This window comes from Corallincola platygyrae, from assembly GCF_039544265.1.
Classification (GTDB): Bacteria; Pseudomonadota; Gammaproteobacteria; order Enterobacterales; family Neiellaceae; genus Corallincola; species Corallincola platygyrae.
In genome coordinates this window covers 21,265-33,853 of the sequence record NZ_BAABLI010000034.1, presented here as the reverse complement: position 1 = coordinate 33,853, position 12,589 = coordinate 21,265, and the positions used below count along the sequence as shown (strand labels likewise).

Here is a 12,589-nt window from a genome sequence, read left to right as displayed (position 1 = left end):
GAGTACCGATGCAGTTAAGTGGATTTCGCTCACTTAGAAGTACCCTCAGTTGGAGCATTCTGGCGCTTGCGCTGATCCCTACCCTGCTGACCTCTTTCTATCTCATCAGCCGATTCCAACAGCTCGCTGAAGAGTCGGCATTTTCGACCCTTCGTCAAACAGCCAACATACTGGCGAATGATATTGAACGTGACTATCAACTTCTGTTTACCGGCCTGCGCAGCGTAAGCAAAGATCCTGATGTCATCTACGCGTCTTACACAGGCGTATTCGGCCCTAAGGCCAAACTTAAGTTGGCGGATCTTGCTCATATGCACCCATCTGCCTACGGTATTTTTCTTGTCGACAAGAGTGGTTGGCCGGTAGAAGTGGTGCCGACACAGTTTGAACTGCTCGACCTCTCCCCCATCAGTGCCCGCATTGACGACTATTTTGCCAACCCAATAGATGCCACACAGAAAATTGAAACCATTAAGGATGCGAAATTTTTGGATCGGGTATTCAAACTTCACGCCCCAAATATCAAACAGGTAAAGCGGGTCAGTGACCACATGTTCGTTATCTACGCTCCGCTTTGGTTATCTGCTGTAGATAGAGCGGAAGTTCATGAACTGGTAGGCGCGTTGGTGGTACTGATGCCGGTTCATGCCATTTACGAAAACGCCAATAAAAAGCTCAAAAGTGCAGGTTCTGGCGAAACCAGCATGCTGGATATTATCTCCGAAGACTCTTTGCTGAATCTGGAGTCTCACCAGTTGGTCCACGATAATTTTCTGTCTGTTAAAGCACCGCTTACTCTCGCCAAACACCAAGCGCCCGTGCAGATTGAGATGGGGATAGACAGACGCAATGCGCTGGCAGCCATTGCCAATCTGGAACTCAAACTCTGGGCTATTGTGGGGTTCCTGATCTTATTGTTTGCAGGTGTTGCTCTGATCGCTTCGCGCCGAATTGTCAGTCCACTACACAAAATCAGCGGCTTAGTAGAGCAATACTCTCGTGCTGACTATCACACCTACCCGTTGCAGCTTCGTTTTGTCGAACTGCAGCGCATCGTTTTGGTATTGGATCAGATGGCAGAACGGATTCAGGAAGACCAGCGGGAGTTAGAACAGAGGGTTGAAGACAGAACTCATGAACTAAAGACCACCAATGAAGAACTGACGCTGACCATGGAGCGGCTAAAAGCCACGCAGTCGCAACTGGTGGAAGCAGAAAAGATGTCACAGTTGGGCCAGTTGGTGGCTGGGGTTGCCCACGAAATAAATACCCCTGTCGGTGTGAGTGTCACCGCAGCAACCTTGCTGCAAGACGAAATGGGCAATATCCAGGCACAGATTTCAGAGGGCAAGCTAACCCGATCAGGGCTGGACGAGCACATAGCCAAGACCAATCAATGTGCAGAAATGATCTTATCGAATCTGAACCGAGCGGCAGAGTTGATCAAGAATTTCAAAGAGGTTGCGGTAGACCAAAGTAGCGAACAGCTCAGGGAATTCAACCTCCACTCCTACATCCGAGATCTGGTGAGCAGCTTGAGACCAGAGTTTAAACACCATAAGGTTTCTGTTGATGTGCGTGGAGATGAAAGCCTGATGCTATTCAGCTACCCCGGTGCATTCAGTCAGATCCTGACAAACATGATGGTCAACTCGGTTCGCCATGGATTTGACCAAGACAACGAGCACCATATCTGGGTTGGATTTAGAGTAAAGGACTCGTTTCTAGAGCTGACCTATCATGATGATGGCAAAGGCGTCGACGAGGAAAACTTGAAACGGTTGTTCGACCCTTTCTATACCACCCGCAGAGCGTCAGGTGGCACAGGCCTGGGGCTGCATATCGTTTACAACGTGGTAAGTCAAAAGCTAGGCGGCACCATAGGCGCAAGCAGCGCGCCAGGAGAAGGTATCACCTTTACATTGGTCCTACCCCTGACACCACCAGTCCAGTCGGTTACCGCTGTTGAGTAATGGTATTAAACGTCATGTTTCTCAAACAGCGCGATCAAAGCTGCTTCATCTAAAATTTCGATACCCAGATCCTGCGCTTTGGTCAGTTTTGAGCCGGCAGCATCTCCTGCAACAACGGCGTGAGTTTTCTTGGATACACTACCGGCGACTTTAGCTCCTAACAGTTGCAATTTAGCCTTTGCTTCGCTGCGACCCATCTCTGTTAAAGTCCCGGTTAATACCCAGGTCTCTCCATCCAGCGGCTGCGCACTCGTCTCAGGAATCACCACGTCGGGCCATTCGACCCCAGCCTGTCTCAGCGCCTGGATCACCTCCAGGTTATGTGGCTGCTGGAAAAAGGTCACAATATGGTGAGCAACAATAGGACCGACATCATTGACACTTAATAGTGCTTCTTCATTGGCCTGCATTACAGCGTCTAACTCACCAAAGTGATTGGCGAGGTTCAGCGCCGTTGCTTCTCCCACTTCACGAATGCCCAACGAATAAAGGAACCGAGCAAGTGTGGTCAGCTTACTCTTTTGCAGTGAAGCAAGGAGGTTTTCTGCAGATTTTCGGCCCATACGGGGCAAACCCGAGAGTTCTACCACACCTAACTTAAACAGGTCAGCAGGGGTTTGAATCAACTCCTCATCCACCAGTTGCTCTACCAGCTTGTCACCAAGGCCATCGACATCCAACGCTTTTCTTGAAGCGAAATGTTTAATCGCTTCTTTTCTCTGAGCACCGCAATATAGACCACCACTACAGCGGCTTACCGCTTCGTTCTCTGCCCGTTCAACTACAGAGCTGCATACAGGACATTCTGAGGGAAACTCAATGGCTCTGGCTTCGTCTGGTCGGCGCTCAGTCACCACGGAGACAACTTGGGGAATAACATCGCCAGCACGGCGGATAATGACAGTATCACCAATCTTCACATCCAGACGCGCTATCTCATCGGCGTTGTGCAGTGTGGCATTAGATACCGTAACCCCACCAACAAACACCGGCCTTAAGCGGGCAACAGGCGTAATAGCACCGGTGCGTCCAACCTGAAACTCAACATCTTCCAGCAGTGTCAGCTCCTCTTCTGCAGGGAACTTAAACGCCGTCGCCCAGCGAGGTGCACGACTGACAAAACCCAGAGTTTGTTGCTGAACCAAGCTGTCGACCTTTAATACGACACCGTCAATCTCGTAGGGAAGTTCAGCCCGGCGAGCCAGAATATCTTTGTAGTACGCCACCACGTCGCTTTCTGTCGTCATCACTTTGACTTCAGTACTGACGGGCAATCCCCAGGATTTAAGACGCATCAGGCCCTGGTAGTGGGATTCCGGCGGCTGATTATCGCCCTCAATAACACCTGTTGAGTAGGCATAAAAAGCCAGCGGCCGTTTAGCGGTGATTTTACTATCTAACTGCCGAAGGCTACCTGCTGCGGCGTTACGCGGATTTGCAAACTGCTTCTCACCCAATTGCGCGGCACGTTTGTTCAACTGCTCAAATCCCGCTTTCGGCATAAATACCTCGCCACGAACTTCAAGGCGCACCGGGATCCCCTCACCACGCAACTTCAAGGGGACTGAGGTAATAGTTCTGACATTGGCGGTAATATTTTCGCCAGTTTGGCCATCGCCCCGCGTCGCCGCACGCACCAAGACGCCATTTTCGTACAATATGCTAACGGCCAAACCATCGAGCTTGGGCTCACAGCAAAAGCTGACGTCTGACGTGCCCAATCTGTCCTGCAATCGTTTGGTGAATGCCAAAAAGCCCTCGTCATCGAAAACATTATCCAGCGACAACATAGGTACTTCGTGCGCCACCTGTTCAAACGCAGACAACGCTTCGCCACCGACTTTTTGCGTAGGTGAGTCAGGCGTAATCAGGTCAGGATGCTCATTCTCTAAGCCGATAAGTTCTCGCATTGCACGATCGTATTCGGCATCAGGCACGCTTGGGTCGTTCAGCACATAGTACTGATAGTTGTATTCTTCGATCTGCGCGCGAAGCGTTGCGATTTGGGAGACTATGTCAGACATGAATAACTCGGTAACAGATTAAAAAGCCCCCAAAGTGGGGGCTTGAACAATAAGGTTGGCGCTAGATGGTCAGCAGCTTTTTGCGTTCAAACTCTCGGATCCGCTCTTGATAGTGCTGAATTTTCTGTTTGGTGAGCACATTGCGCTGATCGTCCAGTACCTGTCCACCTAACTCAGATGCTAATTGCTCTGCCGCTTTCAGCATCAGACTGAAATTTTTTTGTGCCTCGCCGTAACAAGGCAAGGTCATAAACAGCGAGACCCCTTGGGTTGAGAAGCTCTCCATACCGTCCGGGTCAAAGGTTCCAGGCTTAACCATGTTCACCAGACTAAACAGCACAGGGCCAGTGCCCGCAGGTGTTTCATGACGATGGAAGATCGACATTTCGCCAAACTTAAAGCCCAATGTCAGCAGGCATGGCAACATGATCGCGCCTCGCAACTCACCACTGGGTCCAGCCACTACGTTTAAGACCATCACATCCTGGGGCTCTTCAGCAACAGGTGCTGGCTCGGCTTTAGGCTGAGGTTTATCCGTTTGAACGTCCGCAGGCTTGGCTTCAACTTGTTTCGTTGCAGCTGTTTCCGCTGCTATAGGCTGTTCCAGTTTGGACTCATCCAACTCTGGTTCAGCGAATAGATCTACCTGTTCCATCATCGGAGCCGTGGGCTCGTCATCAATGTGGGAAGCAGAAAAACTTGGCTCAACTTTCTCTTTCGGTTTTGCAGGGGCTGCACTTGGCGCACTAAACGCAGGCTCAACTCTTGCGCTAGGTTGTTGCTCGACGGCAAGCGGTTGATCATCAAGATCGTAGTCATCATCAGATTGCGCACTGCCAACCACTCTGACTTTACCAATACCATCTTGGTCAAATCCCTCATTGTCGAGGGAAGTACCATCCTGCCCTACGGGAAAGTCACCAGACTTGATTCTGTTTTGACTACTTTGCTTGCGAATAGACCAGAGCCCATGAATCAAAATCGCACCAATGGCGATGGCTCCAACTATGATGAGAACGATACGAAATCCATCCATATGCACACTTGCTACTAAATAACTTGTCTTAGCCTATCCCAGCTCTGCCAAGGCGACGGCTTGCTCTACGTCAACCGCCACAAGTCGTGACACGCCCGGTTCCTGCATGGTGACGCCAGTCAAATGACTCGCCATCTCCATAGATACTTTATTGTGACTGATAAAAATAAACTGAACAGTCTCCGACATCTCTTTTACAAGATTACAGAATCGTCCAACATTGGCATCGTCCAGAGGCGCATCCACCTCATCCAGCATACAAAACGGCGCTGGATTCAATCGAAAAATTGCGAACACCAATGATAAAGCGGTCAATGCTTTTTCGCCACCCGATAAAAGGTGGATTGTGCTGTTCTTTTTACCTGGCGGCTGAGCCATGATGGTAACACCTGTCTCTAACAGGTCATCATCGGTCAGCGCCAGCTGCGCGCTACCGCCGCCAAACACTTTCGGGAACAGGCGCTGGAGGTCTTCATTCACCTGATCATAGGTCTGACGGAATCGTTGACGGGTCTCCCGGTCAATTTTACGGATCGCTGTTTCAAGCGTATCCACCGCAGACTCTAAGTCCTCGTTTTGACTATCCAGATACGCTTTCCGTTCAGCCTGTTGCTCATATTCTTCAATTGCTGCGAGGTTGATCGCACCTAAGCGACTGATCGCTTGCGAAGTTTTGTCGAGCTGTTCCTGCCAATCCGCTTCAGAATATTCGGCAGGCAACTCACTGAGCACCTGTTTGAGATTAACGTTCATCTCCTGCAGCGTTTCCAGTACTGAACGTGCTCTCACCCGAAAACCTTCGGCTTCCAACTTCAAATCAGAGATCTTGGCACGCTGCTTTTCCAAATGTTGCAACACATCCCGCTGCCCCATCTCCATGTCTCTGGTCTGCTGTTCCAGTTCCGAAATCGCATCGGTTAACAATGATAATTCAGCATTGAGTTCCAGCCGCTCTGAAAGCAGCAACTCTAGTTGTTCTGCCTGTTCAAGCTCTGGTGTGTGGTCCTGAGTGAGCTCTTCTTTCAGTACCAGCTGACGCTTTTGTACTGCGTCCAGATCTACTTGAGTGCGCTGTTTGGCAGACACTAATGCATTTAGCTGTGCTTTGAGTCCTTCTTGGCGGACAGCGACTTGCTGCAGCTGCTGTTGGAATTGAGTAAATTGCTGCTGCCTTTGCTGGCGAATCTGCTCCAATGATTCTTTTTCACTTTCCAACGCATAGGATTCGGACTCATCCGCCAACTGCTCTTCTAGCATCAACAACTGTTCCGAAAGCAGTTCACGTTCAGCCTCATGCTCAGCAAGCTGCTCCTTAAGCATCTCCTGCTCTTGCTGAACGCGTTCACGCCGATGACGCTTTTCAGTGAGTTTTTGTTCGGCAAAATGGCGTTGCTGGCGCACCTGAGCCAATTCGGCTTCCATCTTTTGGCATGCCTGCACTGCTAACTGATGAGATTGCTGCACTTGCGCTACTTGCTGCGCACACGCCTCAACCGCAGTGCGTTGCTCTGCCATCAGCGCTTCAATTTCCATTAACTGCGCATCCAACTGCTGCGACTGCTGCTGCAACCGCAATGGACCGTCACTACTCTGTTGCGATGGTGCCTGCCAGTTAACCCCTAACCACAAGCCCGACGGCGCTATTACGCTTTGGCCCATCTGTAGCGATGGTTGCCGAGCCCAGGCCGACTCGTCATCGTCCGCACATTCGACTCCCCATAGCAGCGGTGCCAAAGCACTTTTGGCTGGTCCTGACACTTTGGCCAATAACTCATTTTGTTGAAACAAAGCATCTTGAGTTTCAGAGGCGTCGGTGTTTTCACTTAAAAGGCTGACCCGGCCGGCCGCGCCCTGATCCTGCGAAGTGAGACTTTCACTGACAAATGACCGGGAAAAACTCCCCAAAACCCGCTCAACCGCAACGGCCCAGTCCTCAGCGACATTCAACTGTTGATACAGGTGATGACGTCCCTCAGGCAGCGCTTCGGCCTGCTCCAAGTTTGAAAGCTGGGATTGGATAGCATCTCGTTGAGCCTGCCATCCGGCCTGCTTCAACTGAGATTGATGTATGTTCTGCTCAGCTGACGACATGGCCTGCTGCTGTTCAGCGAGCTCGGATTTTGCCTGTTCCGTTATCAGTTGCTGTTCAGCCAACTGTTCACTTTGCAAGGCTAAGGCCTCGGCGAGCTGGTTAAGCTCGAGTGTGAGTTCAGATTCGTCCAACTCTGTTAATTCATCGCTAACCTGAGTTAAACGTTGTCGCTGCTGCTGTTCTAACTGTCCAAGGTGGGTCTGTTTATTTTGCGCAATGGCCTGCTGCTGACGAACATTGGCACTTGCTTGTTCGCTGGCCTGCCAACGCTGCTGCCAATCAGCCAACGCCTGCTCAGCCTCATCCAGAGACAGTTGCGACTGTTCGAGCTGCTCGTTGAGCATCAAGCCACTTTCTTCAAGCGCTTCAAGCTCGGCCTGGGTGACATCCAGTTGCTCAGATTCGGTGGCAATCAGCTCTGCCAACTGTTCCTGCTTTATTGCCAGCTGCGCAAGCTCATCTTCCACCCGAGCTTTATGCTGGCGGCTCGCCATCATCTGTTGCTCTAAGCGGGTAATGTCCGTAGTGAGCTGGAATAATTTACGCTGACACTGTTCCTGATCCGCTTTTTTCGCGGCATGTTCAGTTTGCAGCTTGACCAGGTGGGTCTCTTTGCCCTGCTGTTGCGCATTGAACTGTTCCAGCGCTGTTTCCTGCTCAGCTTGCTCTTTCTCGCAACGATTGAGCTGCTCATTAAGCTGATACCAGCGGATCCCGTACAGTTCACTTTTAAGCTGACGCTCTTTGGCTTTTAACTCTTTAAATCGACGGGCAGCCGCGGCCTGACGCTGCAACTTTTCCAGCTGTTTGCCAAGCTCTTCCCTGACATCACCCAATCTCTCCATGTTTTCACGGGTGTGTTTAAGGCGGTTTTCAGTTTCTCGGCGGCGCTCTTTGTATTTTGAGATCCCCGCAGCTTCTTCGATAAAAATACGAAGCTCCTGCGGTTTTGATTCGATCAACCGGGAAATCATGCCCTGCTCAATAATGGCGTAGCTGCGAGGCCCCAAGCCCGTCCCAAGGAAAAGATCAGTAATATCACGCTTACGACACTTGCTGCCATTGAGCAGGTAAGTCGAAACCGCATCCCGCGTCACTACACGCTTAACCGATATCTCGTTGAAATTGGCGTAGTTGCCACCGATTCGCCCCTGATGATTTTCGAATACGAGCTCAACACTGGCTTGGGAAACGGGTTTACGACCGCTCGATCCATTGAAAATGACATCCGTCATCGCATCGCCGCGGAGGTTCTTCGCCGAGCTTTCGCCAAGCACCCAACGAACAGCATCAATGGTATTGGATTTACCACAGCCGTTGGGGCCGACGATGGCCGTCATATTACCGGGGAAAGGCACCGTGGTTGGGTCAACAAACGACTTAAACCCTGCCAGCTTGATCTGTTTCAGTCTCATTGTGGCTTTGGTGCGATGGCTATCTGATAAAAGGGGACACGCGGCGACTCTATCAGATTGTTTTAAAGTTTGTAACAACACCGGCATTTTACTGAGAGACAGCTCTCTCTATACTGGTGCCAATGAGATTAAAAGGAATCGAATAGAATGTCTCAACAGCTCGTACAACAAGGCCATAGCGGTGCCAGTTACTTTTTTCGTGGCTTTGATCTGATAAAAACGCCAGGACTGCGAAAATTCGTTATTTTGCCGCTGGCAGTCAACCTACTGCTTTTCAGCGGTGCCTTTTATTACCTGTTTTTGCAAATCGAAGAGCTTATTGGTTGGGTTAACGGTTATCTGCCTGACTGGCTCAGCTGGCTTAACTACTTACTCTGGCCACTGCTGGTGTTAACCACCTTACTGGTGTTTTCCTATATCTTCAGTACGGTCGCAAACTGGATCGCCGCCCCCTTCAACGGGTTACTGGCAGAAAAAGTGGAGCTGATGCTCAGCGACCGGCCGTTTGATACAGGCGGCATGATGGATATGGTTAAAGATTTACCAAGGATCTTTAAGCGGGAATGGCGCAAACTTCTCTATTATCTGCCAAGGGCCATCGCCTGTTTACTCCTGTTTCTGGTGCCAGTTATTGGACAAACCCTTGCCCCAGTGGTGTGGTTCCTATTCACGGCCTGGATGATGAAGATCCAGTATGCGGACTACCCTTTTGATAATCACAAGATCTCATTTGAGCAGATGCGCGCACAACTCGCAGAGCAAAAGGGTGCGAGTTTGAGCTTTGGCGCCATCGTTACGCTGTTTACTATGGTTCCAATTCTAAACCTGGTAGTAATGCCGGTTGCTGTCTGTGGCGCAACTGCTATGTGGGTAGAGCAATATCGGGACAAAGCGCTGGCAAGCCGTTAATTTTTATCATTAACAAAAAAGCCGCATATTGCGGCTTTTTTATTTGTGCAGAGCAATAGCCCGCGCGATAAATGGCTATAACAGAAATCGCTCTGCGGCAATCATGCCCCATATTGCAGCGACATTGATCAGTGAAATCATCACGGCTGCTGAGCCCATATCTTTTGCTTTACCGCTCAATTCATGGCGCTCCATGCCGACTCTGTCGGTAACCGCCTCAACTGCAGAGTTTAGCAGCTCAACAATCAGCACCAGCAATACGCTACCAATCAACAATCCGCGCTCAACCGCATCAGTTCCCAACCACACTGCCAACGGCAACATCACCAGAACCAAAATCAATTCTTGGCGGAAAGCCTCCTCCCCTATCCAGGCGGCTCTCAATCCTTGCCAGGAATAACGGGTCGCATTGACGATTCGTCTAAATCCTTTGACCTGATTCACCCACAATCCTCTTAAACGCCGAACGTTTAGTTGAAGCGGATGAGTGTATATAGCCAATCTCAAGTTTGCCACCATGCAGTCAAATAATGCAGGAGAAGAACTTGCCGAAGAATAAAGTGCGCCTAGTCAACACATGCACTTGTGCTGAGACTATAATGTGCGCGGCTTTTTTCACTGATTTATCAGATCTAAGGAAATGTGAATGATTGGTACGCCAGGCGCGTCTAAAGCAACCAAAGCATTGTTGCTGGGTAGTGGAGAGTTGGGTAAAGAGGTCGTCATCGAATTGCAGCGCCTGGGCGTTGAAACGATCGCGACAGACAGATACCCACACGCTCCCGCCATGCAGGTCGCTCACCGCAGTTATGTTATCGATATGCTTGATGGCGAAGCACTTCGAGAGATTGTGGCCAAGGAAGCACCCGACTTTATCATTCCTGAAATTGAAGCGATCGCCACAGACACCCTGGTTGCGCTGGAGCAGGAAGGGATAAAAGTTGTACCAAACGCCCGCACCACGCAGCTGACCATGAATCGCGAAGGTATTCGTCGTCTGGCAGCTGAAGAGCTGTCTATTCCAACATCGCCTTACCAATTTGCCGATACCCTGGAGCAGCTCAAGGCGGGTGTTGATCAGGTTGGCACGCCCTGCGTCATCAAACCGATTATGAGTTCATCGGGGAAAGGGCAAAGTGTTATTCGCAGCGAAGCTGATATCGAGTCAGCCTGGCAGTACGCCCAGGAAGGCGGTCGTGCTGGTGGTGGCCGTGTCATTGTTGAGGGCTTTGTCGATTTCGATTACGAGATCACGCAGCTGACAGTGTTTGCCACTGACGGCGTTCACTTTTGCGATCCTATTGGTCATCGGCAGGAAGATGGAGATTACCGCGAAAGCTGGCAACCACAAGCCATGTCTGAACAAGCGTTGGCCGCGGCGAAAGAAGTATCAGAAAAAGTCGTTCGTGCCTTAGGTGGTTTTGGCTTATATGGCGTTGAACTGTTTATCAAAGGGGACGAGGTATTGTTCAGCGAAGTGTCCCCGCGCCCACATGACACAGGCATGGTGACGCTCATTTCTCAGGACTTATCTGAATTTGCCTTGCATGTACGAGCGATACTTGGGCTTCCGATCGGTGAGATCACCCACAACGGACCCAGCGCTTCTGCTGTATTGCTGCCAGAAGGCAACTCAAACGATGTGGTCTTCACCGGCATAGCGGACGCGCTGACAGTGCCAACATCGCAACTACGCCTGTTTGGTAAGCCTGAATTGACCAATAAACGCCGTATGGGCGTCGCTCTGGCCAGAGGTGAGAGTACAGAGCAGGCTAAGCAGCGTGCACTGGACGTTATCAGCAAGATCGGTGTCGAACTCGGATAACCTAGGCTTGTTAAAACAGAAAGCCCAAGCTGACTAGGTCGCTTGGGCTTTTTTAGTTAATGCGCTGCAACGGCACAAAGCACTATCGCAACAGAAGAAAAAGGCTAAAGAAAACTGGCGCGACTGCGAACTAAAAAAACACTTTCGCCAGCAACGCCAGCCCCGCAAGAATCGTTACAACTTCAAATGCACGCTTGATCCAGGCACTGCCTTTGGCAATAGCCAGATGCGCACCTGCGTAACCTCCCAGCAGCGAGCCTGCCAGCAATGCCGGTAACCAGTTCCATTGCACTTCCCCCAAGACGCCGAGCACAACTGCGCCTGAGCCATTCCATACCACACCAACCCAGACCAGCGTAAAAGCAACCGCGCGTTTGTAATCCAGGCCATACCAAAGCACGAGCCAGAGAGTAACAAATAGACCTGTACCGGATGTCAGCGAGCCATTGAGCACACCAATCATAAATAATCCCGTGCCACCGACCAGCGTCGTGGTTGCACTGGTTGTCCTGAGCGCTAACTCAACCCCCAGTTGCTTTTTAGTTGCCGAATAGATGCCCAGGCCAATGGTTAATATTCCCAACGCCGTCTGAGCTATCCGCTCCGGTACATCCAGAATCACCCTCGCGCCTAGGAGTACTCCGGGTACACCAAATGCGAGCATCTCAACAGACAATCTAAGCGTTAATGTGCGCTCACGGGCATGCCGCAACATAGCGCCGACACCTAACGCCACACTGGCTATTTTGTGGGTAGCTAATGCAATGGCAAAAGGCAGCCCGAGAAAAATCAGTAAAGGGAACTGGAGCAAGCCAGCGCCACCACCTGAGAACGCAGAAAACGTATTGGCAATAAAGGAGACAACAAACAGGACGGCTTGCTCTAGCATGGCTTCTGCAAATGTGGATACGGGAAAGAAAACAAGACCTTAGCCGGGTAGCCGATATCTGGTCAACTGAAACTGCGGAATACCACTGGACCGACTTCTCCACGTACAGTGATCCCCGCAACCATCCCGATCACAAAATGTACAAATTCATCATATTTTAACTTGCGATTAACAAATAAATGTCAAATAATTTTACACATGCTGATAAAGGCAAACCAATCGAAAGGTTGGGACGCAAAGCCACCGGTCTAAGGGGAAGCCTAAGATAGCGGGGCCGCCGGTAGACGTTGAGCAACTCTGGTCAACGCCAAATCACTTTTCAGCATCGTGTGACTAACCCGACCCTAGGCTCACAAATTGAGTTAAAAGGAGATACACAATGCTTTGCTTTCAAAATCTCGCCGCTCTATCCGCACTGATGATAGT

Annotated in this window: 8 protein-coding genes and 1 riboswitch; of the genes, 3 read left to right on the top strand and 5 right to left on the bottom strand. The window is 50.5% G+C overall.

Annotated elements, in window-relative coordinates; all coding sequences use genetic code 11:
- Positions 1-8: 8 nt before the first annotated feature.
- Entirely contained in the window at positions 9-1,973 is a 1,965-nt protein-coding gene (locus tag ABEA14_RS18605) for a sensor histidine kinase (protein ID WP_345342246.1), read from the top strand.
- Positions 1,974-1,978: 5 nt separating this feature from the next.
- Here ABEA14_RS18605 and ligA read toward each other — a convergent pair whose 3' ends face one another.
- The 3 genes from ligA to smc all read right to left on the bottom strand — a co-directional run bounded on the left by ligA (position 1,979) and on the right by smc (position 8,540).
- Positions 1,979-3,997: an NAD-dependent DNA ligase LigA gene (ligA, locus tag ABEA14_RS18600; RefSeq protein WP_345342244.1), complete on the bottom strand. Its 2,019-nt coding sequence runs from the start codon at positions 3,995-3,997 to the stop codon at positions 1,979-1,981.
- A 61-nt stretch (positions 3,998-4,058) separates the two neighbouring features.
- Complete coding sequence (gene zipA, locus ABEA14_RS18595) at positions 4,059-5,033, bottom strand: cell division protein ZipA (protein ID WP_345342243.1); 975 nt, start codon at positions 5,031-5,033, stop codon at positions 4,059-4,061.
- 33 nt (positions 5,034-5,066) lie between these two features.
- A complete protein-coding gene (gene smc, locus ABEA14_RS18590) occupies positions 5,067-8,540 on the bottom strand; it encodes a chromosome segregation protein SMC (RefSeq protein WP_345342242.1) in 3,474 nt (1,157 codons plus the stop codon).
- A gap of 147 nt (positions 8,541-8,687) precedes the next feature.
- On the opposite strand from smc, the gene cysZ reads away from it, so the two are divergent.
- Complete coding sequence (gene cysZ / locus ABEA14_RS18585) at positions 8,688-9,449, top strand: sulfate transporter CysZ (protein WP_345342240.1); 762 nt, start codon at positions 8,688-8,690, stop codon at positions 9,447-9,449.
- 75 nt (positions 9,450-9,524) lie between these two features.
- Here the strand turns inward: cysZ and ABEA14_RS18580 are convergent, their stop codons facing one another.
- Entirely contained in the window at positions 9,525-9,893 is a 369-nt protein-coding gene (locus ABEA14_RS18580; RefSeq protein WP_345342238.1) for a diacylglycerol kinase, read from the bottom strand.
- Positions 9,894-10,095: 202 nt separating this feature from the next.
- Here ABEA14_RS18580 and purT point away from each other — a divergent pair, with 202 nt between their 5' ends.
- A complete protein-coding gene (gene purT / locus ABEA14_RS18575) occupies positions 10,096-11,274 on the top strand; it encodes a formate-dependent phosphoribosylglycinamide formyltransferase (RefSeq protein WP_345342236.1) in 1,179 nt (392 codons plus the stop codon).
- 130 nt (positions 11,275-11,404) lie between these two features.
- Here purT and ABEA14_RS18570 read toward each other — a convergent pair whose 3' ends face one another.
- A complete protein-coding gene (locus ABEA14_RS18570; protein ID WP_345342234.1) occupies positions 11,405-12,163 on the bottom strand; it encodes a sulfite exporter TauE/SafE family protein in 759 nt (252 codons plus the stop codon).
- A gap of 199 nt (positions 12,164-12,362) precedes the next feature.
- A riboswitch (cyclic di-GMP riboswitch) is annotated at positions 12,363-12,445 on the top strand.
- Positions 12,446-12,589 lie beyond the last annotated feature (144 nt).

Coding starts and splice junctions, on each gene's coding strand:
- zipA (WP_345342243.1), bottom strand. CDS start 5,033: ATGGATGGATTTCGTATCGTTCTCATCATAGTTGGAGCCATCGCCATT.
- ABEA14_RS18605 (WP_345342246.1), top strand. CDS start 9: ATGCAGTTAAGTGGATTTCGCTCACTTAGAAGTACCCTCAGTTGGAGC.
- smc (WP_345342242.1), bottom strand. CDS start 8,540: ATGAGACTGAAACAGATCAAGCTGGCAGGGTTTAAGTCGTTTGTTGAC.
- purT (WP_345342236.1), top strand. CDS start 10,096: ATGATTGGTACGCCAGGCGCGTCTAAAGCAACCAAAGCATTGTTGCTG.
- ligA (WP_345342244.1), bottom strand. CDS start 3,997: ATGTCTGACATAGTCTCCCAAATCGCAACGCTTCGCGCGCAGATCGAA.
- cysZ (WP_345342240.1), top strand. CDS start 8,688: ATGTCTCAACAGCTCGTACAACAAGGCCATAGCGGTGCCAGTTACTTT.
- ABEA14_RS18570 (WP_345342234.1), bottom strand. CDS start 12,163: ATGCTAGAGCAAGCCGTCCTGTTTGTTGTCTCCTTTATTGCCAATACG.